The organism is Leptospira sarikeiensis, from assembly GCF_004769615.1.
Lineage (GTDB): Bacteria > Spirochaetota > Leptospiria > Leptospirales > Leptospiraceae > Leptospira_B > Leptospira_B sarikeiensis.
Genome location: NZ_RQGF01000028.1, coordinates 174,681 through 200,450 on the forward strand (window position 1 = coordinate 174,681; position 25,770 = coordinate 200,450).

The following is a 25,770-nucleotide window of genomic DNA, read 5'->3' on the forward strand; positions in this document are numbered from 1 at the left end:
ACAGATATACAAAACGTTTTTTGCGTTAGGTACGGGTCTTGCTTTAGGAAGTCTACCGGCCCGAGTAAACTCTGGACCGGGGAGGACAAAAATGCTGAAGAGAATCACAATGCTTATACCTTTGCTGTTAGGAGCATTCCTATTTGCAGGTGCAGGAGAAGTGGAAGCTGCTCGTTGTAAAACAACCGGTTTATTGATCAAGACGACTAGTTGCTCTTACTCTACAAAAAAAATCGAAGCTAGACCCGGGATATTCAGGGACGTAAGATATCAGGTTCCAGAAGGAACAGCTCCTGCGGGAGGATGGCCGGTTGTGGTAATGTACCAAGGATCTTTTTTCACAGTACAATTTTCCAGAACCCAAGGAGCACCGTTTGGCGGTTACTATGAAGTTAAAGTAATCGAAAAGATGTTGGATAACGGATTCGCAGTGATTGCACCGGATGCAGGTCTCGATCTTTTCTGGGAAACAAATCTTCCTACAATCTACGAATTAACTGCAGATTATATTTTCTTAAATAATCTATTCGCAGCAATCCGTAGCGGAAGTTTTGGTCCGATCAATTCGAATAAAAAATTCGCAACAGGAATTTCCAGCGGCGGATACAATACGAGTCGTATGGCGGTTTCTTTTCCTGGAGAATTTAAGGCTCTGGCAGTACAATCCGGTTCTTATGCTACTTGTAGCGGACCGATCTGTATTGTCCCAACTCTCCCTTCTAATCACCCACCTACTTTCTTTATGCACGGGTTTTTAGATGCGGTGGTTCCTTGGTGGACTATGGATCTTTATTATGACAAACTTAGATCCCAAGGAATTCCTACGGATCGTTATACGGATTATTTAGCCGGACATGAATGGGTATCCGCATCCGCAGGAAAAATATATTCGTGGTTTAACCAATACCGTTAGTAAATTCCAACTCGAATCCGGTGATCCCCGCCGGATTCTTTTTTTTGGAGAGATAAATGAGATCCTTATTTAAAATCCCTTTTTTGCCTTTTGTTTTATTTTTTCCCGCAATAATCATAGCCACCTACCTTCTATTTTTTCAATCCGGATCGGATCCGACAGAAACTTTTCAGCCGATTGAAGAGGAAGTAAGAGAAAATGAATGGGTAGATGAAAGATCAAAGTTTGAGTTCCGAGAAGAAGAAGATTTAGATTCTCCTAAACGAGAAAATTTTCTTTCTAATTCTCTACTACTCACTCAGTTATCTGGATTTCCTTTTTTATTCAAAACCAAGGAGATTTTCGATACCCTAGGGGAGAATATTTTTCGCCCCGATCATCATTCTGCAACTCAATCAAAGTCTTTTCATGAAAAACTGGAGTATCTCGAAAACAAGAAGTCTTTTACTGGGCTTGATCCCTTAGAGGAAGAAGAATTTATTCTTGTTCAATTAAGAAAAAAAAAGGATCTCCGAGAGATCCTGAACAAAACATTCGAAAAGTTTAAAGAAGAACTTTCTGCGACTCAAAGAAAAGAATTCTTAACCGAGTTACAATCCTTAGATCGTTCCATTTTGGAACTTTCTCAAAAGTCTAAATAGACAGTCTTATTTTACGCTTGGGTCGATCCAAGGATCGACCTTTATCTTTTCTATTTTCCCTTTATCCGATTAGCCTTTTAAAAAGTAGTAGTGAATACCGGACCAATTGCCCAGGACCTATTAAAACTAAATAGGATCTCAGGTTCCGAGTAGGCATAGTTTGCCATGATCCCCATATTCGGATGTAGGAACACCAACAAGGTTGCGGAGACATTCCAAGCAGCCTGTGTAAAGTTCCTTCTGGCGTTGATCGTAAGGCTGATGAATTTTTTATAATCCATGAAGAAAACAACCCCTGCACTTCTCGCCTGCCTGGATACTTGAGTCATCGAGTCAACAGTGCTGACTGAACCTACACCCTGGTAGTACCAAGCATCCAACATACCATTCGGATCCGCAGGATAACCGTTCACATTATTTTGAACAGTTCCTGCAGTGGTTCTTACATTGATATGATATTCATTTCCAGCGTATTGGAAGTAAGGAGTGATGTACCAACTTTGGATCGGTAATTTGATCCTAAGTCCCGCTTTACCTACATCAGAACTATATCCGTCGTCTGCATCAATTGTAGGAAAAGATTCATACAATCCGTTTCCAACAGTAGTTCCTACAACATTACGAGCTTTATAGTAGGCTCCGAACGCTGCATACCCGATACCCACCATCGGTTGGACATAACGACTTATATTCATGTAGTAGTCCAAATTAGTAGAGTATACATTACCTCCTGCGTTTCCTTCTGCAGTGTTCACCCCAACCGGAGGATTACGAAGTGGTTGAAAATTCACATCCACTCTTGCATAGGTAGCTTGGAAAACCAATGAGTCACTTAAGATCATAAACTGAAGTCCTTTCTGAGGACCGATCCCTTCCACTCCTAGATCCATTGCTCCATTCTGGGTCAAACCACTCGCTCTTCCTAAGGAAGGGATCTCTCTTTGTCCCGAGTTTGGGTTCACATAGTTGAAAGGTAATTTAGTTTGCAACTGTAGATCGAACTGTCCCGCAAATGCTCCGAGTAAAATTCTCCACTTATCCTTATTTTGATCCGCTGTTTCTTTTTCCTTATCTTCCGCAGAGATAGGCAGAACCGCAAAGGGAATCAAAAACAGGAGGATGAGTATTCCCGTAAGTCTCCTTTTCCATCCGTATCGCATTAACATTCTCCTCGTTTTTTTATACGAAATCTTTCCGGAGCCATTTTCGGTTTCCGGAATTCAATTCTACTTAAGCAGTTTTCGTGCCAGGCAAAAACGAATACGGATCTATTTGAAAACGAAGTAGAAACGGCCTTTATAAGCGAAATCAATTTCAAGTGATTGAAATCGATCGACTATTCTTTGTCGTACTGATTGAAAACAATCGATCTAAAACTTTCCCAAACGATCGAAATAAATTAAACGTCAATCCGAATGCAAATACGAGAAGGATCTATAATCCAAGATTTCCGAAAGCCCGAACTACATTTGGCATATTTCCTGCTAATTGTATTCGGGGGCTTTATGAGCTTGCAGCTAACTTTTTTCTCTTTCGGATCCTCGATCGTCTGTGTGTTTACTACGGTGCTCGGAATTTTTTTATTCGGTATTCGAGACCGATCTAAATCTAGCTCTTATTTGGCTGCGGCATTTTTTCTTTTATCAATCCACGCATTCGCATTTTTCATCGCGTATAGTATAGATTCAACGTACGCGGCATATCATAGATGGTTGATACTCGCAGTCATCCCAGCCTTTTCCTGCATGGGACAATTTTTCTTCAATTATCCGGATCCTATAAAAGAGAATTTTTCCAAATACTTTTTCTCTTCTCAACTACTTCTGTGGTTTTGTTTTTCTATATATTATATTTTTAGCACATTAAACAAAACTCCTATTTTCGATTTTACGGAGCAAATTTGGACTTTTTCCGTTCCTTTAGAAAATAAGATCTTAGGCGTTTTAGTATTTCTTTACTCCTTCCTGATGATCATAACCGGAATATGGAGAAGTTGGATTTCCAGAAAAGAAGGAAATCGTTTTACGGGACTATTTGTTCTCTTTTTTATCTTGCTGATCTTTCCTCCTGTGATCGCCAATTCAATGAGTCGAGCAGGCCTAATATCAAGGGCAACCTTCCTAACCGTTTATACATTCTTTATGATCCCGGGAAGTTTTACGGTATTAGTATTGTATATCAATACGACATCGGACCAAACCCGTTTTTTAAATCGGATTACCGGAATTTGTTTAGGCACATTCTTACTGATCCTATATTGGATCGGCCTTGCATCCATCGGAAGACAGGAAGATACTTTTGATCTTGGAAAATTAAGAGAATCAGAGAATTCAATTTTCTTAAAGAAGGTTCCCGAAAGTTCACTCTATTCATTTCATCTTTCGGATGAGAAGAAGCAAGTAGATGATCGAAAAAAATTCGAAAGACAATCCATCGGCTATTACGAATCCTCTTTTCCTTCCGATGTAGACCGTTTCTTTTCGGAAGAGAATGATCAAATTCCAAGGGCACTCGTTTATAGATTTTCCCTTCAAGATCCGAATTCTAAATACGAAACCGCATATTCTTACAAAGAATATAGAGAGTTCCTACACCAAGCTGTCTGGCCTTATTTTATCGTTTTATTCAGCACTGTACTCATAGTACTTTTGGGTTTTAGGATCTTTTTTAAAGGAGCGATTTGGAATCCTCTTAAAAATTTATTAGATGGTATAGGCAAAGTAAATCAGGGAGATCTGAGCACACAAATCCAGGTCCGTATCCAAGACGAGATCGGATTCTTGACTGGATCATTCAATGGGATGGTCAGTTCTATTCGGGAGGCAAGAACTGCTCTTTCTGTTTATGCGGATACTTTAGAAGACCAGGTAAAAGATAGGACCTCTCAACTTACAAAACTGTTGGAACAACAACAGGGAGATTATTTTCTCACTTCTCTTCTATTAAAACCTTTCGGAATCCAACAATCCAAAAACGGAAAAGTGATTGTTGAAGCATTTACCAGACAAAAAAAACAGTTCGTCTTCAAAGAGCAGAATCACGAGATCGGCGGAGATATCTGTATGTCCGCGAATCTTAAAATAGGCGGAGCAAATTGTAGCGTTTTTATCAACGCAGATGCAATGGGAAAATCCATACAAGGTGCAGGAGGTGCTATCGTACTCGGCTCGGTTTTCGGATCCATTCTAAATAGAAGTAGGCTTTTCGAAGATAAGACGATAGAGCTCACTCCACAAAGATGGTTGAGAGCAGCTTTTTTAGAACTTTCTAAAGTATTCGAAATTTTCGAAGGAAGCATGCTCGTCACTGCGATCATCGGCGTAATCGAAGAATCCACAGGCAAAACATATTTAGTCAATGCGGAACATCCATCTCCGATCTTGTACAGAAATGGAAAAGCGAATCTTATCCCTACAAAACATTTTTTCGGTCGGATAGGACTTCCATTCGATCCTTCCTCCACATTTACGGTTCAGTCCTTCCAACTCAAACCGGGAGATTGTTTATTCATAGGCTCGGATGGAAAAGACGATCTGATCCTCGGACGGAGAGAAGACGGAACCAAAGAGATCAATGAAAACCAAGAAGCATTCTTAACCAGAATAGAGGAAACAAAAGGAGATCTGGATCAGATCTACAGAAACGTAGAAGAATTTTTAACGGACGATATTTCCTTTTTGAAGATAGAGTATTCGATCTCGAACGAAATAAATCGAACGAACGGAAAATCTTCCAACCTCGTTACGAATGAATGGAATTAAAAAATATTAAGGAGAAAGAAAAATGCAAAGTGGATTATTATTGGAGATAGTTCTTCCGATTTCACTTTTTATTATCATGTTCGGGATGGGATTATCTTTGACCGTAAAAGATTTCGCGAGAGTCGCTTTATTTCCTAAAGCGGTTCTTATCGGTCTTTTAGCTCAACTTTTACTCTTACCTGTTCTAGGTTTTATGGTGGCCAATTTATTTCAATTGGAACCTTTACTCGCGGTAGGCTTAATGGTCCTGTCTTGTTGTCCATCGGGCCCGACTTCGAACATGTATTCTTATTTGTTTAAGGGAGATGTTGCGCTATCTGTGACTCTGACAGCACTAATCAGCGTCATTAAACCGTTTACACTTCCATTCTTAACCTATTACTCAATGGTTTATTTTATGGGAGAAGGTAAAACGATAGATCTTTCTATTCTGAAAACCATACTGCAACTCTTTGTGATCACAGTTCTTCCTGTCGGGATCGGAATGTTAGTGAAGAATTATTTTCCTAAGTTTGCCGTCGCTTGCGAGAAACCGGTCAAAGTTTTTTCGATGGTCATTCTCTTTGCGATCATCGCAGGTTTGGTCAGACAAAATTGGGATAAGATGTGGGGATTTTTCGCCCAAAGCGGGACTGCGGCTTTAACTATGAATTGTATTTGTATAAGTTTAGGATTTCTACTCGGAATGTTATTAAGACTCAGTAGAACTCAGGCTGTTACAATCGCATTCGAGTTAGGGATCCAAAATGGAACGACTGCTCTTTTAGTAACCGGGACTATTTTACAAGTTCCTACGATGACTATAGTTCCGATCACATATAGTCTTTTGATGTTTGTTACCGCTTTTGTTTTCGGCTTATTCATTCTGAAGAACAGAAAATCCATCTTGGACCAACCTTCTTTGGAAAGTGTAAGTTGAAGGATCCGCGTTAGGGATTGTAGCAGCCGCGAAGCGGTCCGCTTTGCGGACGAGCGGGAATCCGCGAGCTGCGAAAAGCCCGGCCCAAGCGTAAGCTTGGGGAACGCCCAAAAATAAAAAAGCCCGAAGAAGTTTCCTCCTTCGGGCTTCCATCCTATATTAAAAAAGGATAATTAACCTTCGAATCTTTCGATCAACATTGCTCCGGCAATTCCACCGTGAGCACAAGCGGTGATAACCACTTTTTTAGCTTTAGAATCTTCGTTAAGGTCCATGATCGCGTTTTCAACTAAGCGAATTCCAGTTGCTCCGAATGGGTGTCCGATCGCGATAGATCCTCCGTTAGGATTGATCTTTTTCTCGTCGAACTTTTGCTCCCATTTCCAACCGGTATCTTTTTCGATTTGAACTAGAGCTGCAACTGCAGTAGCCGCAAATGCTTCGTGAATTTCAACGTAGTCTACGTCTTCGATCTTTACTCCGGTGTCAGCGAGTAATCCTTCGGTAGCATAAGCTTGTCCGATTCCCATTAGGTTAGGATCCACACCTTTCATTTTCCATCCGGAAAGAACTGCTTCGATCTTTAAGCCAAGAGCTTTCGCTTTTTCAACTGTAGTTAAGATCACACCGGCAGCTCCATCAGAACGAGGGCTCGCGTTGAAGATAGAAACAGTTGGGCCATGAGTTTTTTCTAAATACTTAGCATATTTAGTTTTAAACTCATCAAATTTCATTTGAGGGTTATCGAATAGAAGCATCGCTCTTCCCATACGGCTTGGGTTTTCTACCAAACCTTCGCGAAGTCCAACAGCCTCATCAATAGTAAGTTCAGTTCCGTCTTCATCTTTCATAGGGATGATATAAGGAGCGTATCTTCCTTGTTTAGAAGCTTCTAATGCTCTTTTGAAAGATTCGAAAGCGAGTTTGTCAGTGATCTCGCGAGAAAGTTCGTAGTTCTGAGCTAAGATCTCAGCAGTTACTTGCATTCCGTAAGAAGTTTCTCCGTCGCCGAGTCCGTCTTCAAGTGTGTCTCTTAACTCAACACCTTCTGGAAGATTGTCAGGAAGAAGTTTTTTCAGTTTGTCTAAGGATCCCGCTTTTTTGTTCAAACGTGCATTTTTAACAACGAAAGGCATAGAAGTTTGGGATTCTTCTCCGATTACTAAGAAAAGTTCTCCTTCTCCGAGTACGATACGGCGAGCAGCTTCGGAAAGAGCTTCGATACCCGATACGCAGTTATTAGAAACTGTGATCGAAGGAACTTCGTCTCTGAGTCCGATCAGGTTAGCGATTACTCTCGCGGAGTTAGGTGCGTTAGAAAATCCTTCGCCAACTACGATTCCGTCGATTTGATCTTTTTTAACACCGCTTCTTGCAATAATATCTTCAGCCACTATACGACCTAGGTGATGGCCGGGATAGGGTCCTAAAGCTTTCGCAATTTGAGCGAAGGGAGTTCTTCTTGGCGTACAAATCGCCAATTTTTTATCGAGTTTCATTGTCTTTCTCCAGACCTTTTATTTGGTACATTCATTAAAATAAGATAATATTTCATTTTGCGCCGCCTTTTGGTTCTCCTTCAGGGAACTCAGTGACTTTAGCGAATACTTTTAATAGATCTTCTCCGGGCTTTTTAGGCCTGGACTTACTAACTGAGACCACAAGTAGATCATCCATGGACTCTGCGAGAATTTCTCCTGTTTCAGAGTCGCTGAGCTCTTGTCTCATTCTGCTCCAAATTTTGTCGAAGCTATGGATCCAAGTTTTCACTTTCGCTTTTCTTCCTGCAAGTAGAGGCTTACGATAGCGGATCTTTCCACCCATATAGAAAAGTGTGGTGTCCATGGCGACTAAATCTTCTAAGGTAAGTCCGCATTCCGCAGTAAAATTCCAACGACCTTCTTCCAAAAGTCTCCAATAATGAGAAGGATTATAATCTCCGAACGGATTTCGTTCACAATAGAATAGATCCCTTTCCGCAAGTGTACGATCACAGGATCCTGAAAATGGTGAGATGATTTCGTAGGATGAAATAAGTTCTTGGGAATCCGCTTGGGCCGAAATGAGTTGGAAAGGTTTTCCATCTCTCTCTGTTCTTGCTAAGGTTTTGATCTCAGCAGCCACTTTACCGTTCGGGTCCAAAACTTCTTGCGAAAAAGAAAGTAGCCCGTCTTGTCCGGAAAGAACGGTTGTCTTAACTGACAGTTCGATGTTTTCCATCTGTTGAGCTAAAAATCGAATATCTGCAGAGATAGTTTGTAATCGGACTGATTCATCGATCATTCTTTTCCAAGAATAACCGGCATCCTCTAACACTCTGTATCTATCTCCCAAACAGGAGTCTTCGTACGTTCTGCTAGTGGTATGTCTTTGGGTATCTAGATCCGAAAATCTGGTTCTGACTCGTTCTTTTTCCGTTACAGACATTTTGAACCGTCCTGACACTAGCTTAGACCCCTGGGAAATGTGGGCAATAAAAAAATACAGAACGTTCGTTCTGGTTTTTTATACGCTAAACCCAAATTCTATTGACGAAACGGGGTTTTTAGGCTCATACTGAAAAAATAACGTATTTAAGCACATGACAGCGCAGAGAAAAAAAAGAGATTCCGGGGCCAGCGTCCGAGAAAGAATTCTGGATACTGCGACGGATCTTTTCTATAAACAGGGCTTTTCAAACACCGGAATGAGACAGATTATCCAGGAATCCGGATCTGTAGCCGCCAGTCTTTATGATCATTTCCCTTCTAAAAAAGAATTAGGCATCGCCTATCTTGCTCGTCAGGAAGAAAAAACTCTCTCCGACCTTGGTTCTCTCATGGAAAGATATCCTGAAGTGCAGGAGTTCCTACGTGCTTGGGTAATCCTGAAAGAAAGACAGATCAGACATCATGAATTTTTCGGAGATCCGTTTGCCGGTTTTGCAAATCAGGTCATGGATGCGGATCCGGAATATACCGAATTCCTTAAAGGGATCGCGGAGAAATGGACTAAGATGATCCGTGATTATCTGAGTAGAGCGGTTGCTTCCGGCCAATTTTCGAGAACGATGGATATTCAATACGTTTCCAGAAGAGTATTAATGGCATATCATGGCTCCATTACTCTTTGGAGAATGACAAAGGATCTACGTTATATCAGAGAAATGGAAGATAGCCTTCGAGAAATTTTCGAAGACTATACTGCGAAGTAAAACTCTTTCGATCCGATTTTTCCTATAAAAACAAGCGTATCTCATTTTGGAGATATGCCCATATGTTCTTTCAAATTTTTCAAAATTTGTGTCTGAAAGTGAGAATAACGTTATTTATTCTTATATGGATGGATTGAAAAAGAAGATCTTTCTTGGGGTTCTTGCATCTTTACTTATTTTTCAATGCAAACTGATTCCATTCGATTTTATAGATCAAGATGGAGCCAGTACTGACGGATATAATCCCTTATGTTTAGCTTTCAAATTATATAATACTTCCTGTCCTAATTGTAGAGCTGATCTGGATATAAATTCCAATCCGGTCCAATTATATACCCAAAACTCCTTAAAATATCCATACTATAATTCAGAAGGAGAACCTGCTCCGGCCCTCCAAAACTGGAGATCAAGTTCTTCAGAGTTTTTGCATTTGGAGACTTTTTCTGATTCCGGCATTATGGTATTCAGCAAAGGTTTAATCTTTAAATTCACGGATAATCTTGGGAATGTATATGAAAACTACGATGACAGTTTTCAATTGGAACAAACCGTGAATTCCGGAAGTGGAGATGATTCCGAAATATATGGAACAGTTACAGGACAACTTCGGAACAAATCGAATTTTTCAGATACGATAAACGTCACCGGTAAGATCCGAAATTTTAGATCGAATTACAGCCAGATCGAATGTTCCAACGGGGTTTAATCCTATAAATTTCCTATCTCCCATTTTTTCCGCTGGAAATAAATAATTAATTTTCCAGTCTGCTCTCCTCATGAAGGAAAAACCCGGCTTTTTAAAAAGGATCCGTTACCATTTCGATAATTTTATGTCTAGGGGAGGAGGCTCGGTTTTTGCGGCATTGATGACCCTATTTCTGGGAGCATTCTTTATCCTATCATTCATCCGAATTGTAGGAGGAATAATTTTCCCGGATGAATCCATAAAAGGTTCGGGTGAATTTTTGTGGAGAGTGTTTTTACAGATCTCCGACGCAGGAGCTGTGGCGGAAGACGGAGAATCCAACTGGTTCAATAAGATCATAGGTATACTCAGCGTATTTTCCGGATTGGTTTTATTTTCTAGTTTAGTCGCTTTTATCACGAATCAATTCGATCAGAAGATCCAAGAACTGCGTAAGGGAAAAAGTGAAGTATTAGAATCGGATCATACTTTGATCTTAGGCTTCGGGATCAGGACCATCGAGATCCTAAAAGAATTGATAGAAGCGAATTCATCCGAATCCGGAAAGGCAGTCGTGATCCTTGCAGATCTAGATAAGGAAGAAATGGATGATTCGTTGTCCGAAAGTTTGCCTGATACCAAAACGACTAAGATCATTACCAGATCCGGGCTCCCTTCTCATCTTCATTCTTTAAAAAAAGTGAATGCTTCCAAAGCGGGAAGTATCATTATCCTGAATCCGGCAGGATCAGAAACTTCTGAAGAAGAAAAATCTATCGGAGATGCCAAGGTCCTAAAGTCGATCATGGCATTAGTCGCTTTAAACGGAGAATCGTCACTTCCTCCGGTGGTCGTAGAATTACATGCTTTAGAAAATCGGAATATTGCTTCGGAACTTTCTGAATCAGTACAAGTAATGGATGAAAGAAGTATTCTTTCTAAACTTCTGGTCCAAACCTCCAGAACTTCAGGTCTCGCGATCGTTTATTCCAATTTAGTAGGATTCGAAGGAAATGAGATCTATTTTTATAAGTCGAAAACAGGTTGGAAGGGTCTAAACTTTTCCGAAATTTCCTTTAGATTTAAAGAATCGATCCCACTAGGTTTTAGAAAACGGAACGGAGAGATCATTTTAAATCCTCATCCGAATTATTTTCCGGAACAGGAAGAATACGCGATCATTCTCTCGGAAGACGATTCTAAGATCAAATTCGAGGAAAAGCCCGTCGCTTTTTCTGATTATGATTCCCATTCAGCTACTACACTTTCCAAACCGATCGATAAACAATTGATCATAGGTTGGAATTCTAAAAGTAGAATGATCGTAGACGAATACGCAAAATTTTCTTCACCGGACTCAATGATCGATCTTTTGATCGGAGAAGCAAACGACGAGATCAAGTCGGCAATGGGGAAACTAAGAAGTAAATATCCTCATATCAGATTAAGATCCTTTATTGCAAATCTTTCACAAGAAGGTATTTTGGAGAAAATTTCACCCGAGCAGTATGATTCCGTAATATTCTTGGCCGAAGAAAGAGAGAACATAGAAGAAGTAGATGCAAGGACTATCTCTTTACTTCTTAGATTCCGCCAATACTTTAAAAAAAGATCTGCGGATCGCGGTAAGAAGATTGAAACACAATTGATTACTGAGATCATGAATTCCGAAAACACCGAACTAGTTTTGGAAACCGGTGTAAAAGATTTCCTGATCTCCAATCAATTCGTTTCTAAAATGATGGCCCAGGTTTCCCAAGAGCCGGACGTAATGAGAGTTTACGAAAGTTTATTCCATCCGGATGGAAGCGAGATTTATCTCAAACCTGCATTTCTATATTTCGATAAACTTCCCCAAACGATCAATTTTGCGGATTGTATGCAGGCAGCCTTCCAAAGAAAGGAGACTTGTTTTGGGATCCGCGTCTCTTCCGAAGAAACGGATGAATCCAAAGGTTACGGTGTTTATCTGATCCCGGATAAATCCAAAACTTTTACACTTACAGAATCCGATTCTTTGATCGTTTTGTCGGAAGATCAGTCCTGACCTTTTCGTCCGTTCTTATATAAAAGAGAGGTTTACATTGTTCTCCAAAACTTTTAGATTTTCGTTCTTTTTTCTCTTATTCGTTTCCGCATTTTTTGCTCAGGAGCAGGTCCGGAAATTAAACCTTAATAATGGATCGGATCTACCCAAGTTCAAACTTCCTTCTTTAAATACTGCTCCTACAACTTGGGAAGAATTACAAAATATTCCTTTCCCGGCTGAACAAGACTTTGCATTAAAAATTCCGAATGCTGCCGGACATTATTTAGGTCCGGACGGAGGAGCGGTATATCAATGGAGTCCAGGATTTTATAGATGGGATCTGAAAGACGGATATATTTTCATACGCAGATCTTCGGATGAATGGGGGCTCGACAAAGAAAACACTAAGATCTATTCTTTCCCTAAAAAATGTCCAGGCTGCCAATCTGAAAAAGTTTATACATTTCCGGACGGCTCTCAGATCGCTGCAGCCTTTCATGAAGTCTCAGGGAAACTGGAATATCTATACAATCATCCGAATGAAAAAACTTACTTTCGATTTTATAAACCGGGAAGATACGGTAAAATTTCGGAACAGAAAGATCGATTCGATTTTCAGTTCGATCCGAGAGATTCTCTTTTTATTCATGCGTTTACCGAATCTAAGACTACTACAGATTTTTTCAAAAAGGCGGAGAAGGATTTTGAACTGATCCCCTCTTCTAAAATTTTAGTCGCCTTCTTCCATGATACAAAGGCATTCCGAGATTTTAATAATCTTGCGGGAGCAACCTGCACTGGAGGAAGAGGAGGGATTTACGGAATTAGTTTCTGTGACCTCACTCCCGAAAAAGATATATTTAAAGAAGATCAGGATCCGGAGATCAGAAAACACCAATATTCCAATCAACCCGTTTATATGGTTTACCATGAAATCACTCATCATATGCAACAGATCAGGTGTGAGAATCTAAGGATAGGAAAAGAGAAACTACCTCCGATTTCCCAACCTTCCTGGCTCGTAGAAGGGCATGCCGAATTTATAGCTCAATATGGTTGGCCTAAGTTTAAAGGCACAAAATATAGAGAATATTATGAAAACTTTATTGTGCAAAAAAATAGGATCAGCTTGGAAAAATCTAATCCATACTTAGTCGGCTTTCTTGCTTTAGATTTTATTTCCCAAAAATACGGAAATTCCAAAATAAAAGAGATCTGGGACAAAACCTGCGAAGGAGAAAGTATCGATTCTGCCTTAAAATCCAGCATAAGCTCGAATTCTGGAAAATTACAATCCGATCTTTCCAATTATCTGGAATCGGAAGGAAAGGATCTTCCTTCTAAATTTTTGCAATGGGAAATTGAAGGAACATTAACAATTCCTTATACTTCTTCGGAAGCTTCTTCATTTAAACCGGACACTCTAACTGATTTGGTAAATCTAACAGAAACTTCTTCCATTCCGGACATTCACCAAATTTTTGCATTACGGATGGATTTTCTGAAAGGTAAAACGGAAGGTGTATATCAATCTCCGAGAAAAGAAAGAGTTTTTCTCTTTAAGAATGGGACGTATAGGATAGAAACCCCGAAATACCAAGTGAATGTTTTTCCGGACGGAACAACTGGTTTCACTTCTGAAAAAGTTTCGATTACCGTTTGGGGGAATGGAACAAGAAAATGGGACTCCGGCGGTAAAACACTCACGTATTTTCCACCGAAATAATTCGTATCAGCGTTTTTTCTTAGGTTTTGCTTTTTTAGGAGCGGCCTTTTTCTTTGCTGGAGAAGTTTTTTTGACCGTAGCTTTTTTTGTGGAAGATTTTTTAGAAGCAGGAGCTGCTGCTTCTTTCTTTGTTTCTTCTTTTGCTGCGGGTTTTTGTTTAATCGGAAGAGGATCTTTTTTCTCTTCTGAAGTTACTAAAGAACCTAAACATTCTATTCCCAGAGGCCCCAAATATAAATTCAAATGACCGTATTCAGGGATTTCTACATCGTCAAAATGTCCGAGTGTAGCGCTTTCCCAAGGACGAACGATACCATCTCCCTTAGTAAACACCGCTTGAACATTATGGAATTTTGAATAAGTTTCGATGACTTCTTGCACAAGTTTAGAGCCAGGCATCATCTGCCATGTACAAGGAAAGATCGGCGCGAGATACGCCATGTATGTTCCGTGGATTGGAGATCCTACGGTGAAAATTTTACGAACTCGGTCTCTTCCTTTATAACTTAAACCTGCAGCAATAAGCCCACCCATAGAATGGCAGATCAAATAACAGTCCTTGATATCTTTCTCTACGAGGAAGTTTTCTAAGACCTTACTTTTTTTACGGATATTTCCGGTTTGGAATCCGAGAGGAACAACGTAAACAGGGTGACCTAAGGAAATTAAATGCTTACGCATCGATGCCCAAGCCAAACCTCTTCCTAAAAATCCGGATACACATACGATCGGTCTCTTATATCCTTCCGTATGATGAGGTAATTCGATAAATATCCCGAAGATATGACAAAAGAAGTAATAGAAATGGTAATAGAACTCAGCTATATGTTGGACGATAACAGGACGAATATCGCCTTTTTCTGGAAGGTAAGTAAGATGATCTCTCTTCATTCGGATTCTGCCGCAGGCGGAAATCCCGCCCTACGGTAGAATCCATTCTCAGCCTCGAGGCGCAAACAGAATTTTGCCCATTCTTCTTCTTAGCGAAAATGACAAAATAGGGATAAAATTCCCCTAATATTCATTCTTAATAGGGAGGCAAAAACTAAAAAATTACCTTACACTGTTTTGATCTTTATTCAGAACCCATTCTGGTCTCGAATTTTTGGAAGAAATCGCATAAATCCTTATGACCATATTGGCGATTAGAATACGTAAAACTGCCTTCTGTTTTGATCTCCAAAGCAGCTTGTTGGATCAAATAAAAACATGCACGAGCAAGACTTCCACCAATACTGATCCTTCTCACTCCAAGAGATCTTAATTCTGAAACAGTAAGATCATTTTTTCCCAAACCCATCACCACATTTAAAGGACCGTTTATAGAACGAACTAAAGTCCCTATCGTCTGTGGATCATTTACTCCCGGAATAAAAAGACAATCCGCACCCGCACTATGATATAAATTACATCTACGGATCGCTTCTTCCAAAGCATTCGGATGATTCGTAAGAAATGCATCCGTTCTAGCGGTTAAGGTAAATGAAAGTTCTTCTTTTTCAGAAGTTTGTTTTGCAGCGCGAATTCTCTCCGCCGCTAATTCATGATCGAGCAAGGGAGCTATTGGATCCCCACTTAGATCCTCTATATTACATCCGACTACTCCGATACCGATCGCAAGTTTTATCGTTTCGGCCACTTCTTCCGGCTGGATCCCATACCCTGCTTCCAAGTCCGCGCTTACAGGTACATCTACAGAATCTACGATCTTCTTCACATAACCTAACATAGAATCTCGATCCAATATTTGATGATCAGGAAGACCTGCGGCAAAAGCGATCCCGGCGCTTGTAGTTCCGATCGCGGAAAAACCGGAACCGACTAACATGCGCGCGCTTCCGGCGTCCCAAGCATTGGGCATTACAAAAATATCATGTGTATGGAGTTTTTGAAAGATCTCGGCGTATTTTAACTGTACGGATTTCATAGGGGCTTATGAAATCTCATACTTGTTTGGATCGGTCAACAGCGAATTCTTATAAGAGACTCGCCATTGACCGTTATAAATTTTTAATCTTTTTTAAATTTCAAAGACGCGGAATTAATACAGTAACGAAGTCCGGTCGGAGCAGGTCCGTCAGGAAACACATGTCCCAAATGCCCTCCACATTTAGAGCAGGTAACTTCAGTTCTAGTCATTCCATGGCTTGTATCCGTTTCAGAATCGATCACCTTTTCCGAAGCAGGTTTATAAAAAGAAGGCCAACCGCTTCCGGATTCGTATTTAGTATCCGAGTTGAATAATTCCGCTCCACAGGCAGCGCATAAATATTTGCCTTTCTCTTTATTATAATAATATTCTCCGGTGAAGGCTCTTTCGGTTCCCTTCTCCCTTAAAATCCGATATTGTTCTGAACTAAGGACTTTTTTCCATTCCTCTTCGGACTTTTGTACTTCGTACTTCATCTTACCTCCTTTTTTATCTTTTGGAGCTCCTATAGAGTCAGAGCAACTCAATAAAATACTCCCGAAAATACACCCAAAACCGACCCATAGCCCGATTTTATTCATATCTATTATCCTCGAACTATACTTCGACCCAATCCTAAAAAGGTTACTATCAAAAGATAACCGAATAGGCGACCCGAATAAGGATCTCTCGTTCTTATTTGACTGTGGAACGATCAGAATGGCAGTCCTCCGTTAGGATAATGTAATTCTTTTAGAATGTAAAGTTTTATAGATCCCAAACACCCGTTCGGTATTTTCTCTTAGTTCGAATCACAAACCAAAGATGATCCTACAAATAACGATCCAATTAGGTAAGGCTTGACACATGTCTTCGAAAGAGGTACACCTAAAAGCCTCTAAGCGATAGGGAGAGATTAAAAATGATTCAAGGGAATTATTTCCAGGATAACGCCGACCTACAGATCCATTTCGACCAACTGATCAATTGGGATGAGATCGTGAAAGCATACGAAGGCAATTTCGAAGATGCAGCTAAATACAAACAAACTAATGATGAAAGATATGCATTCGCTCCTTCGAGTATACAGGAAGCGGTAGATTATTATAAATCCATTGTGGATTCTTTAGGCGAGATTATGGGAGACTTCGTAGCTCCCAGAAGTAAGGAGATGGACCAGACAGGTTTGAAATATGAGAACGGGAAAGTAACGTTCCCAAAAGCTCAAGAAGAATGTTATAAAACCTTAAAAGATGCCGGGCTCATGCCTATTTCCATTTCTAGAAAGTACGGAGGTTTAGGTCTTCCCGCAACGGTTCAATCCTTAATGTGTGAAGTTGCTGCGAGAGCAGATGCGGCATTTTGTCTAGCATACGGAAATATTAATATAGTAGAGATCATGGAAAGATTCGCTTCGGAAGAAATGTGCGCAGAATGGATCCCTCAGATCGCTGCAGGAAAATTCAGTGCGGCCATGGCTCTTACAGAACCGAATTACGGTTCAGACCTTCCTAATGTGCAAACAAGAGCCACACAAGATGCTGATGGAACATGGAAGATCAACGGTGCAAAACGTTTTATCACTCATGCATGCGGCTATATAGATTCTCCATCCGTAATTCTCACTCTTGCAAGAACTGGAAGTCCGGAAAGCGGAGCAAGAGGACTTTCTTTCTTTTTAGTACAAGGTAAGGATGTTCATGTAGCAGGGATCGAGCATAAGATGGGACTTCATTGTTCTCCAACATGCGAGGTAGTATTCGAGAACTCTCCAGGGGTCCTCATCGGAAAAACAGGTTACGGTCTTGTGAAATATTCTATGGGAATGATGAACGCAGCAAGGCTTACGATCGCAACCCAGTCCTTAGGGATCGGGACTGCAGCTTATTTCGAAGCCAAAAAATACGCATCTGAAAGAATACAATTCGGCAAGCCTATAGAAAAAATCCCTGCAGTCAAAAAGATCCTAGATAAGATGGAACGTGAAATTTTAGCCACCAGATGTCTTGTTTCCGAAACAGGAAGAGCGATCGATCTTTATCATTGGAGAAAAGAAAGAATGCTCAAAGAAGAAGGTAAGAGTGAAAGAGATGTAAGCCAAGACGAAACGATCCGTCGTTGGGAAAAACTCGCGGACCTATTCACTCCGATGAGTAAGTATTATGCTTCCGAAGGTTGTGTTGCACTGGCATCCGATGCGATACAGATCCACGGAGGTAGCGGTTATACGGAAGATTATGATGTAGCGAGGATCTACAGAGACAGTCGTATCACCACTATCTACGAAGGAACTACTCAATTACAGATCGTTGCCGCAATCGGAGGGGTGGTTTCCGGAATGTCACCTACTGGGCATCTAAGAGCTTACGCAGAAGAAGAAATGACCAAATTCTCCCCTTCTACAGATCTGAAATCTCTTTGGGAAAAATTGGAACAAGCGGTTCATTTCTATAAATCTATTTCTGACGGATCCACAAAGGATGAGTTGGCTTTCGAAACAGTAGAGATCGCTGCTCGATTTGTTGCTGGAATGCTATTGGAAAAATCCTTAGCTCATGTAAATGGAGATTCTCAAAAAGCAAGGATCAAACATTCGCAAGATTATAATGTAGATTCTCTCGCGATAGCGGAAGGAAATCTATTCCGATTAGAAAGAGCAAACCGCCAAGCTGCTGCGGTTTGATATTTAGAAGTAAGAACGGTCGGCAAAATGCCGGCCGTTTATTCTTGTTTTTTCTCTCCAGGCAAGTGTGGGAGTTCCCCTATCGCTACGGAGAGTGCGATCCGATTTAAAGAATGTTGATGTAACATCTTACGATATGTTACTTCTGCATTTAACATCGCTATCTTTGCGGAAATCGCTTCTATCCTACTATTTCTTCCGGAACGATAACCTGTCGCTTGGCTCTGAGAAGTTTCTCTCGCAGAGAAAAAAGCCTTTTGATAAATTTCCAGGATCTTCTGAGAATTCTTAAAACTTTCAAACGCGTTCCTGATCTCTTGGGTTGCAGTCCTTCTAGTTTGAGAAGCGGTAAGTTTCGCTTGCTTTTTTGCAGAGTCAGCGGCCTTTAGATCCGCCATCTGAGAAAATGGTGTAAGAGGCATAGTGATCTGCAGCTGAGCGGTTACGTCCTTGGAATGTGTTGTTCCGGGATAAGGAAAAGAATAATAATTATTTAATGCGATTGTAGGAGCAAATCCGACCCAGGCCTTATCCTTTTGTGCATCCGCAACCTTCACACTTTGATTCGCAGAAAGAACATCGTATCTTTTCGCTAAATATTCTTCCGGTTCCATTCCGGTTGGGATAGGCTCCAAAGGTGAAGTAAACGCTGCAACTGCAATAGGTTTATCGTAACCTACCATCGTAGCTAAAGTGATCCTTACCTGCTCCAACTGGAATTTTGCATCTGCCAAAATCGCTTCTGCATTGGAAAGACTTGTTTCCGAATTTAGAAGATCGGATCTCATGATCCTTCCCACGGAATACATCCTTTTTCTTTCCTGTAAAGCGTCTTGGTTCAACTCGTAAGATTCCTGGGAGATCTTAACACTCTCTTCCAACTGTAAAAAATTGAAATATGCCTGAGCGATCTCCAAATACATTCTTCCTGCTTCATGTTTCGCTTCCAATCTCCTTTGTTCGGCCAAACTTTTGGAGGCGCGATAATCTTGATAAGAAGAAAGTCCTGCAGAGAGCGGAATACTCAGTAACAAACGAGAACCCGCACCAACTGTAGGAGGAAGGCTACTTCCGGAACTAGAAGAAGGTAATAAGGAAAGAGGGTCTCCACTTTGGATCGCCTTATACGTTTTATAATTATCCACAATGGAAGGTTGTTGGGTATGACCCGGAATAGAATAAAACTTGTTGAATACGTAAGAGAGGGTCGGCATAAATCCGGCAAATGCTTTGTCCTTTTGGGCCAAAGCCTGCTCCGTCGCCTCGTTCTTCAACGCGATCCTTTCTGTTCTTTCCACTGCGAGAATATACAGATCATCTAAACCGAAATTTTCTTTAGCGGAAACTTTCTCCACATCCTGTGTGGTGATCCCGGTAATATTTTTCAGACTTTCCTCGACTACTCCGTCGGCCACCTTCACTTCCGGAGTGGAAGCACAACCGAAGACCAGCGCCAAAAGAGATGCAGAGAATATTATATTTTTATGTTTTTTAAGAATATTTGCGAACTTCATGGTTCTCTTTTTCCATTAAATAATAAGCGGCAGGAACGACTATCAAAGTGATCAGAGTGGAAACCACAAGACCTCCTAAGATAGTGATCGCCATAGGGATCCGGGTTTCTGCTCCCGGACCAAGTGCAAGCGCCGGAGGGATCGCCGCGGCTATCGAAGAGAAAGTGGTCATAAGAACCGGCCTCAAACGCACCGGGCAACCGATCCGTATCGCATCCGCTATATTCTTCCCTTCGCTTCTAACATGATTTACGAATTCCACAAGTAGGATGGAGTTCTTCTTCACCAAACCTAGAAGTAAAATTAATCCGATAAAACTATACATATTAAAGGATTGCCCCGAAATATATAAGGCGATCAATGCTCCGGAAAAACTAAAAGGCATAGAAAGAAGAATATAGAAAGGCTGCTTCAAACTATTGAACTGGCTTGCAAGGATCATAAAAGACATTATAATTCCTAAAAGCAAGGCGCCGACTAAACTCGACTGAGATTCGGTTGCTGTTTTCGCAGATCCGGTTACTTCCACATGATAACCTTCCGGAAGCATTTCTTTTGCAATCCGGATCGCCTCGTTCGTTGCCCAGGTTTGTCCTTTTTCTTTCGGAGGATTTCCGAAAATTTTGATAGATCTATCTCTGTTCACTCTTGTGATATTTTTGAGAGTGTTGGTTGCTTGAAGGACCAGAACATCTTTTAAACGCACAATCTCTCCGTAAGTATTTCTTACTCCGATATTCGGAATGATGTCCGGACTTTCTCCCTGCTCTTTATCGATCTTTACTCTTACATCGAAACTCCTACCGTTCTCAGTGAATCTACTAACGTTTCTTCCACCCATCAAAGGCCCGACAGTATTTCCAATATTGGCCATACTGACCCCACGAACCGCAGCAGCTTCCCGGTTCGGAAGAATTTTCACTTCGGGTTGTCCGGAAACATAATCCGTATCTATATCCAAAATCGTTTTAGAAGAATCTAATTTTTCTCGAATAGAATCCGAAAGTTTTGCAAGAGTCGCCCAATCAGGACCGGTCAATACTAACTCTACAGGATAACCTCTCCCCGCACTAAAACCTCTTTGAGAAAGATCTTGGACCGAAAATTTCGCCTCTGGAACAAGCTCTTTCAGATCTTTTCTGAATTCTGCAAAGACCTCAAACTGAGTGATCTCTCTTCCTGTTTTTTTACTCTTCGGACGATTTCCCATATCCTTCATTGTAACGAAGAACATTCCGGTATTCGATTCAGTTCCTCCCATACCGCCTATATTACTCATATATTTTTCTACGATAGGGCGAGAACTGAGATAGCCCTCCACCTTCTTCATTGCTTCGTCCGTTCGGATAATAGAAGAACCGATCGGCATTTTTGCACGGACTATAAATCTACCCATGTCTTGAGGAGGAATAAATTCTTTTTTCAATAAGAGTAAAAAGATGAGGGAAAATGCGAAGAATAAAGCGGAAGCGATCAACACGAAAGAAGCATTTCGAGTGGATTTGCCACCGAGTATGAATTCCAACACTCTTCCATATACCCTTTCAGAAAACTGAAGAAATCTTTCAATGACCGGATCCATCCTTTTGAAGAATGAGAAACGATCTGCAGTATCTTTTAATTTTGTGAGAAGATTCTCTCCAGGTAATGTAAAAGGTGATTTAGATTTCGACTTCTTCTGAGCTTCCATCTTCTCCTTATAACGAGAAGCTCTCATTGGAGTAAAACTCAATGCCTCGAATAGAGAAAGAGCCACGGCAACCGAAACAGTCACACCGAACTCCAAGAAATAACGCCCGATAATCCCGGACATAAATGCTACCGGAAGGAAAATCGCAATGATCGCAAGAGTGGCGGCTAACGCAGCAAATCGGATTTCGGAAGCACCATCCAAAGCCGCGTCGAACCATGTTTTTCCGGATTCCCTATGCCTACTTATATTCTCCAAGACCATGATCGCGTCATCCACTACGATCCCTGTCGCCAAAGAAAGTCCGAGTAAAGTAAATGTATTTAAAGTGAATCCTGCAAAGTATAGGATGAGAAAAGTCCCCATCACAGAAGTAGGGATCGCAAGAAGAACGTTCCAGGTACTACTCCAATTCCCAAGAAAGAGCCTACACACAACACCGGTCAAGATCGCAGAAAGGATCAGTGTAAAGACCAGCTCGTGAACCGAGTCCCGAATAAAAGTGGTGTTGTCGTTGGAAATATTCAGCTCGAATCCGGTAGGCAAACTTGACTTTAATTCTTCTACCTTCAGTTTGACCATGTCTCCAACTTGAACTGCATTCGCTCCCTTGATCTTTTTAATCCCGAGCCCTACTGCAGACACACCGTTGAATCTGGAAATTCTTCGGATCTCATCCAATCCGTCTTCAATCTTTGCAACTTCTCTCAAACGAACAGGGCGAAACATCGCGGCCCCGCTACGAGAGTTGATATATATATTAGAAAATTGTTCTACAGTTGGAACATCCCCTACTGCTCTCAGAGATACTTCCGAAAGTTTATTTTGCACCCTTCCGGAAGGAACTTCTATATTCTGTTCCGTTAATGTATTGATAATATCGTTTACAGTGAGCTCGGCTCTTAAGAGTCTGATCGGATCCAAAAACACGTTGATTGTCCGGTCAACATAACCGCCTAAGATAATTTCTCCTACCCCCGGAATTTCTTGGAACTTATCCTTCAGCCTCGTTTTGACATAGACCATTTTTTCCTGATCGGACCTGTTCGGAGCGGTTAGGGCAACCCATATGATAGGTTGGTCATCCGGATTGGACTTCATGATCACCGCGGGTTCTAGATCATCCGGAAGTTTATTGTTTACCTGAGCGATCTTGGTCTGGATCTCCTGGACCGCAACATCCACATCCCGTTTGAGTTCCAACTCAACAGTAATCGTTGCGGAACCGTCCGTAGAAACGGATCGAACTTCCACAACTCCTTGCACGGTCATTAAAACTTCTTCGATCGGATCGACTACATCCGTTTCCATGACTTGGGCATTTGCGCCGGTCAAGGTGAGAGTAACGTTTACGATAGGAAAATCCACATCGGGCATTTGAGAAAGACCCATACGTGAAAAGCCGATACTTCCGAGAAGAATGATAGCCGACATCATCATCCAGGCAAAGATCGGATTGCGAATAGAAACCTCAGAAAGCTTCAAGGGAACCTCTTTATATCTTTATTTGTAGGGAGGAATTTATGTTTATTTATAGGACCTGTCTTTTTCGTCCGAGTGCCCGATTTTTTCTTGTCCGAAAGATCGGAAAAAGTTACCAACTGAACTCATGTCATTTCAACTTCTCGACCCAGGCAAAGGAATTTTTCTCTCAGAAGCGGGCTCAACCAATACTATCCTTAAAGGGAAGGAATTCCCACCAGGATCCTGGATATTGGCGGATTTTCAATCTTCCGGAAGAGGAAGAAAGGGCAAGACCTGGTCCATTTTAGGAGAGGAACCTTTTATTTTTTCCGGAAAATTCTCCTCGAATGAAAATTTGAGATCTCCCGGTTTATTCTCCTTATATGTAGGAGCAGCGGTTGCGAAAACGATCCTCTCCATTTATCCTTCCGTAAGCAAACGAGAGCTAAAGATCAAATGGCCGAATGATATTTATTTGGATGGAAAAAAAGTCTGTGGGATCTTGATCGAAACAGAAAAGGAAGGAGAAGTTTGGGATTGGATCGTGGGCATTGGGATCAATCTATATGGGACAGAAGCTCCCGATTTTCTAGATGAAGCGGGCTTTGTTACTCAGGATCAAAATGAAAAAGGAAGAAGAAATCGTTTTTTAGAAAGTTTGCTTCCCCAACTCAATGACTATGCGATAGCGATCTCTAGTGGAGAGAATCGAACGGAATTTGTGAACGAAAAACTTCTTTGGAAAGGAGAAACAATCTCTTGGTCTGAAAACGGAGAACAGAAGACTGCGACTCTATTAGGAGTAAACGAAGAAGGGAAATTATTGGCCCGAACTTCGGTCGGAAACATGATCGAATTCATTGACAGCCCCGAGGATTTCAGGTCCTTGGGATAGAATGATTCTAGTAATAGATGTCGGCAATACCAATACTGTTTTTGGTATATATAGGAACGGTTCTCACGAGCCAATATTCCATAAAAGAACTGTGACTCGTAGAGATAGGACCTCCGACGAAATGGGTCTTTATCTGAAAGGTTTCTTAAGAGAATTCGAGATAGATAGTAACCTACTTGTAGGAGGAATTTATTCCTCAGTAGTTCCTCAATTAAATCCTATCATCGAAAGAATGATCCAAGATTGGTTCCAAATCGAACCGATCAGAGTTCATTATCAAATGAAATTACCTTTTGGGATCAAATATCCAAGACCTTTCGAGATCGGAGCAGATCGATTAGTAAATGCTGCGGCTGCAATCAAAGATCATCCCGGAAAATCGATCATCATCGATCTAGGAACTGCGACCACCTTCTGCGTAGTAGACGATACACCCGATTATTTGGGAGGAGTGATCGCGCCGGGACTCAAAGGTTCAATGGACGCACTAACTCGAAATACAGCACAATTACCTCCGATCGTTTTCCAAGCTCCTTCTAAAATTTTAGGAGATTCCACGATTGAATCCATACAAGCCGGATTCTTTTTCGGATGGATCGGACTTTTGGAAGGGATCATCCGAGAGATCAGAGCGGCTTATGGTCAAGATTACATTGTAATTGGAACAGGTGGATTGGTCACAACCATTCATGCCGCAAATCCTAAAATATTCGATAAGATAGAACCTTTACTGACTCTTAGAGGACTTCAGATCTTATACGAAGAAAACTCTAAATGAATTTCATCTTAGTCGGACTTGGTGGTTTTTTAGGTTCAATCTGCAGATACCTAATTTCTCAAATCATACAGAATAAGTCCGGCTCTTTTCCGATTTCCACTTTTTTAGTAAACGTGGGAGGATCCTTACTCATCGGGGTCTTTTACGGGATCAGTCAGGACAAATTTTCGGAAGAAGTGAGACTATTTGCAACCGTAGGATTTTGCGGAGGTTTCACTACATTCTCCACATTCGCCTTAGAGAATCTAAGGCTTTTCCAAGCAGGGAATTATATTATCTTTTTAGTATATACAGTATTTAGCGTTTCGGTTTGTATCAGTGCCGTTTTTTTAGGGGCCTATTTAACCAAATAGCCCCCTAAAAGATAAAGTTTAAGGAAGTTTAATTTCTTTTTTAGATCCAGCTTTTGAAGCTTGAACGGTTTTAGTTTCCGGATCCACTTCTGAGATAGAATCATATTCCACTGCAACTACGATCGTTCCTTTTTTATCTATAAGGCCGTATTTTCCACCTTGGATCATAGAATGTTCTCCGTCTGATACAGATTCACATCCGTTACAAACTTTGGAAAAACCGTCTTGGATCGGATAAGCAAAATCGAAATTCGCAGCTATGATCTTATTACAAGAAGGATCAAAAAATCCGAATTTAGAATTTTCTACGAATCTTGCCAATCCTTCTGAAAAGTCATCCGGACCATTATCAAATTGAAAAACGTTCAATAGGATCTGATTTTTAGGATCGATACAGACCCATCCGCTCTTGCTAAAAGAAAAACCCACTCCGTTCTCGTTAAAATCATAAGCCATAGAATACTGAGGAGAGATAAGGACTTTTCCGTTCTGGTCTTTGTATCCGTAAATACCATTTTCCTCAAAGGCAGTTAGCTGAGATTTTTTGGAGCAGAATGCTAATAACGGCAAAAAAATCAAAATTGCCAAATGTAAAAATTTTCGGTCCATACAAGCGC

General features: G+C 41.0%; 21 protein-coding genes. 12 read left to right on the top strand and 9 right to left on the bottom strand.

The features are described from left to right. The first annotated feature begins 91 nt into the window (after positions 1 to 91). Positions 92 to 913 (top strand): extracellular medium-chain-length polyhydroxyalkanoate depolymerase, encoded by an 822-nt coding sequence (locus EHQ64_RS12070; protein ID WP_135649733.1) that lies wholly within the window; start codon positions 92 to 94, stop codon positions 911 to 913. A gap of 56 nt (positions 914 to 969) precedes the next feature. Continuing rightward, entirely contained in the window at positions 970 to 1,554 is a 585-nt protein-coding gene (locus EHQ64_RS12075) for a hypothetical protein (protein ID WP_135649734.1), read from the top strand. A gap of 77 nt (positions 1,555 to 1,631) precedes the next feature. On the opposite strand, the gene EHQ64_RS12080 is transcribed toward EHQ64_RS12075, so the two are convergent. Then, positions 1,632 to 2,714, bottom strand: a complete 1,083-nt coding sequence (locus tag EHQ64_RS12080) for a hypothetical protein (protein ID WP_135649735.1) — start codon at positions 2,712 to 2,714, stop codon at positions 1,632 to 1,634. A 345-nt stretch (positions 2,715 to 3,059) separates the two neighbouring features. On the opposite strand from EHQ64_RS12080, the gene EHQ64_RS12085 reads away from it, so the two are divergent. Then, a complete protein-coding gene (locus tag EHQ64_RS12085) occupies positions 3,060 to 5,315 on the top strand; it encodes a PP2C family protein-serine/threonine phosphatase (protein WP_135649736.1) in 2,256 nt (751 codons plus the stop codon). Positions 5,316 to 5,337: 22 nt separating this feature from the next. Then, the gene (locus tag EHQ64_RS12090) at positions 5,338 to 6,234 is read left to right on the top strand and encodes a bile acid:sodium symporter family protein (protein ID WP_135649737.1); all 897 of its coding nucleotides are present in this window, start codon (positions 5,338 to 5,340) and stop codon (positions 6,232 to 6,234) included. A 173-nt stretch (positions 6,235 to 6,407) separates the two neighbouring features. Here the strand turns inward: EHQ64_RS12090 and EHQ64_RS12095 are convergent, their stop codons facing one another. Together EHQ64_RS12095 and EHQ64_RS12100 are read right to left on the bottom strand one after the other, a co-directional pair. Then, positions 6,408 to 7,733: a thiolase family protein gene (locus EHQ64_RS12095; RefSeq protein ID WP_135649738.1), complete on the bottom strand. Its 1,326-nt coding sequence runs from the start codon at positions 7,731 to 7,733 to the stop codon at positions 6,408 to 6,410. Positions 7,734 to 7,785: 52 nt separating this feature from the next. Further along, the gene (locus EHQ64_RS12100) at positions 7,786 to 8,661 is read right to left on the bottom strand and encodes a thioesterase family protein (protein ID WP_135649739.1); all 876 of its coding nucleotides are present in this window, start codon (positions 8,659 to 8,661) and stop codon (positions 7,786 to 7,788) included. A gap of 154 nt (positions 8,662 to 8,815) precedes the next feature. On the opposite strand from EHQ64_RS12100, the gene EHQ64_RS12105 reads away from it, so the two are divergent. The 4 genes from EHQ64_RS12105 to EHQ64_RS12120 all read left to right on the top strand — a co-directional run bounded on the left by EHQ64_RS12105 (position 8,816) and on the right by EHQ64_RS12120 (position 13,867). Continuing rightward, a complete protein-coding gene (locus EHQ64_RS12105; protein WP_135649740.1) occupies positions 8,816 to 9,427 on the top strand; it encodes a TetR/AcrR family transcriptional regulator in 612 nt (203 codons plus the stop codon). Between the two features lie 133 nt (positions 9,428 to 9,560). Further along, positions 9,561 to 10,133: a hypothetical protein gene (locus tag EHQ64_RS12110; protein ID WP_167882397.1), complete on the top strand. Its 573-nt coding sequence runs from the start codon at positions 9,561 to 9,563 to the stop codon at positions 10,131 to 10,133. Positions 10,134 to 10,203: 70 nt separating this feature from the next. Beyond that, positions 10,204 to 12,159: a CASTOR/POLLUX-related putative ion channel gene (locus tag EHQ64_RS12115; protein WP_135649742.1), complete on the top strand. Its 1,956-nt coding sequence runs from the start codon at positions 10,204 to 10,206 to the stop codon at positions 12,157 to 12,159. Between the two features lie 37 nt (positions 12,160 to 12,196). Next, positions 12,197 to 13,867, top strand: coding sequence for a DUF6055 domain-containing protein (locus EHQ64_RS12120; protein ID WP_135649743.1), 1,671 nt, complete (start codon positions 12,197 to 12,199; stop codon positions 13,865 to 13,867). A gap of 6 nt (positions 13,868 to 13,873) precedes the next feature. Here the strand turns inward: EHQ64_RS12120 and EHQ64_RS12125 are convergent, their stop codons facing one another. From EHQ64_RS12125 to msrB, 3 genes are all read right to left on the bottom strand, one after another. Then, positions 13,874 to 14,758 (bottom strand): alpha/beta fold hydrolase, encoded by an 885-nt coding sequence (locus tag EHQ64_RS12125; RefSeq protein WP_135649744.1) that lies wholly within the window; start codon positions 14,756 to 14,758, stop codon positions 13,874 to 13,876. Positions 14,759 to 14,942: 184 nt separating this feature from the next. Continuing rightward, complete coding sequence (locus EHQ64_RS12130; RefSeq protein WP_135649745.1) at positions 14,943 to 15,794, bottom strand: isocitrate lyase/PEP mutase family protein; 852 nt, start codon at positions 15,792 to 15,794, stop codon at positions 14,943 to 14,945. Positions 15,795 to 15,877: 83 nt separating this feature from the next. Continuing rightward, positions 15,878 to 16,273, bottom strand: coding sequence for a peptide-methionine (R)-S-oxide reductase MsrB (gene msrB / locus EHQ64_RS12135; RefSeq protein ID WP_210410851.1), 396 nt, complete (start codon positions 16,271 to 16,273; stop codon positions 15,878 to 15,880). A gap of 425 nt (positions 16,274 to 16,698) precedes the next feature. On the opposite strand from msrB, the gene EHQ64_RS12140 reads away from it, so the two are divergent. Beyond that, positions 16,699 to 18,459, top strand: coding sequence for an acyl-CoA dehydrogenase family protein (locus EHQ64_RS12140; RefSeq protein ID WP_135649747.1), 1,761 nt, complete (start codon positions 16,699 to 16,701; stop codon positions 18,457 to 18,459). A gap of 38 nt (positions 18,460 to 18,497) precedes the next feature. On the opposite strand, the gene EHQ64_RS12145 is transcribed toward EHQ64_RS12140, so the two are convergent. Together EHQ64_RS12145 and EHQ64_RS12150 are read right to left on the bottom strand one after the other, a co-directional pair. Then, on the bottom strand, positions 18,498 to 19,973 hold the full coding sequence (locus tag EHQ64_RS12145) for a TolC family protein (protein ID WP_135649748.1): 1,476 nt from the start codon (positions 19,971 to 19,973) through the stop codon (positions 18,498 to 18,500). Continuing rightward, a complete protein-coding gene (locus tag EHQ64_RS12150; protein WP_246048785.1) occupies positions 19,951 to 23,103 on the bottom strand; it encodes an efflux RND transporter permease subunit in 3,153 nt (1,050 codons plus the stop codon). The genes EHQ64_RS12145 and EHQ64_RS12150 overlap by 23 nt, the downstream gene beginning before the upstream one ends. Before the next feature lie 169 nt (positions 23,104 to 23,272). On the opposite strand from EHQ64_RS12150, the gene EHQ64_RS12155 reads away from it, so the two are divergent. From EHQ64_RS12155 to crcB, 3 genes are read left to right on the top strand one after another with little or no spacing between them, the layout of a single operon-like run. After that, positions 23,273 to 24,022 (top strand): biotin--[acetyl-CoA-carboxylase] ligase, encoded by a 750-nt coding sequence (locus tag EHQ64_RS12155; RefSeq protein ID WP_135649750.1) that lies wholly within the window; start codon positions 23,273 to 23,275, stop codon positions 24,020 to 24,022. A 1-nt stretch (position 24,023) separates the two neighbouring features. Further along, positions 24,024 to 24,800, top strand: a complete 777-nt coding sequence (locus EHQ64_RS12160) for a type III pantothenate kinase (protein WP_135649751.1) — start codon at positions 24,024 to 24,026, stop codon at positions 24,798 to 24,800. Next, on the top strand, positions 24,797 to 25,153 hold the full coding sequence (gene crcB / locus EHQ64_RS12165; RefSeq protein ID WP_135649752.1) for a fluoride efflux transporter CrcB: 357 nt from the start codon (positions 24,797 to 24,799) through the stop codon (positions 25,151 to 25,153). Before EHQ64_RS12160 ends, crcB begins: the two co-directional genes overlap by 4 nt. An 18-nt stretch (positions 25,154 to 25,171) precedes the next feature. Here crcB and EHQ64_RS12170 read toward each other — a convergent pair whose 3' ends face one another. Continuing rightward, positions 25,172 to 25,762, bottom strand: coding sequence for a WG repeat-containing protein (locus EHQ64_RS12170; RefSeq protein WP_135649753.1), 591 nt, complete (start codon positions 25,760 to 25,762; stop codon positions 25,172 to 25,174). Positions 25,763 to 25,770: the final 8 nt, after the last annotated feature.

What these genes read in the sequence shown, in the direction of transcription:
- EHQ64_RS12070 (WP_135649733.1), top strand. Translation starts at nt 92, where the DNA reads ATGCTGAAGAGAATCACAATGCTTATACCTTTGCTGTTAGGAGCATTC.
- EHQ64_RS12075 (WP_135649734.1), top strand. Translation starts at nt 970, where the DNA reads ATGAGATCCTTATTTAAAATCCCTTTTTTGCCTTTTGTTTTATTTTTT.
- EHQ64_RS12080 (WP_135649735.1), bottom strand. Translation starts at nt 2,714, where the DNA reads ATGCGATACGGATGGAAAAGGAGACTTACGGGAATACTCATCCTCCTG.
- EHQ64_RS12085 (WP_135649736.1), top strand. Translation starts at nt 3,060, where the DNA reads ATGAGCTTGCAGCTAACTTTTTTCTCTTTCGGATCCTCGATCGTCTGT.
- EHQ64_RS12090 (WP_135649737.1), top strand. Translation starts at nt 5,338, where the DNA reads ATGCAAAGTGGATTATTATTGGAGATAGTTCTTCCGATTTCACTTTTT.
- EHQ64_RS12095 (WP_135649738.1), bottom strand. Translation starts at nt 7,733, where the DNA reads ATGAAACTCGATAAAAAATTGGCGATTTGTACGCCAAGAAGAACTCCC.
- EHQ64_RS12100 (WP_135649739.1), bottom strand. Translation starts at nt 8,661, where the DNA reads ATGTCTGTAACGGAAAAAGAACGAGTCAGAACCAGATTTTCGGATCTA.
- EHQ64_RS12105 (WP_135649740.1), top strand. Translation starts at nt 8,816, where the DNA reads ATGACAGCGCAGAGAAAAAAAAGAGATTCCGGGGCCAGCGTCCGAGAA.
- EHQ64_RS12115 (WP_135649742.1), top strand. Translation starts at nt 10,204, where the DNA reads ATGAAGGAAAAACCCGGCTTTTTAAAAAGGATCCGTTACCATTTCGAT.
- EHQ64_RS12125 (WP_135649744.1), bottom strand. Translation starts at nt 14,758, where the DNA reads ATGAAGAGAGATCATCTTACTTACCTTCCAGAAAAAGGCGATATTCGT.
- EHQ64_RS12130 (WP_135649745.1), bottom strand. Translation starts at nt 15,794, where the DNA reads ATGAAATCCGTACAGTTAAAATACGCCGAGATCTTTCAAAAACTCCAT.
- msrB (WP_210410851.1), bottom strand. Translation starts at nt 16,273, where the DNA reads ATGAAGTACGAAGTACAAAAGTCCGAAGAGGAATGGAAAAAAGTCCTT.
- EHQ64_RS12140 (WP_135649747.1), top strand. Translation starts at nt 16,699, where the DNA reads ATGATTCAAGGGAATTATTTCCAGGATAACGCCGACCTACAGATCCAT.
- EHQ64_RS12145 (WP_135649748.1), bottom strand. Translation starts at nt 19,973, where the DNA reads ATGAAGTTCGCAAATATTCTTAAAAAACATAAAAATATAATATTCTCT.
- EHQ64_RS12150 (WP_246048785.1), bottom strand. Translation starts at nt 23,103, where the DNA reads ATGATGATGTCGGCTATCATTCTTCTCGGAAGTATCGGCTTTTCACGT.
- EHQ64_RS12155 (WP_135649750.1), top strand. Translation starts at nt 23,273, where the DNA reads ATGTCATTTCAACTTCTCGACCCAGGCAAAGGAATTTTTCTCTCAGAA.
- EHQ64_RS12160 (WP_135649751.1), top strand. Translation starts at nt 24,024, where the DNA reads ATGATTCTAGTAATAGATGTCGGCAATACCAATACTGTTTTTGGTATA.
- crcB (WP_135649752.1), top strand. Translation starts at nt 24,797, where the DNA reads ATGAATTTCATCTTAGTCGGACTTGGTGGTTTTTTAGGTTCAATCTGC.
- EHQ64_RS12170 (WP_135649753.1), bottom strand. Translation starts at nt 25,762, where the DNA reads ATGGACCGAAAATTTTTACATTTGGCAATTTTGATTTTTTTGCCGTTA.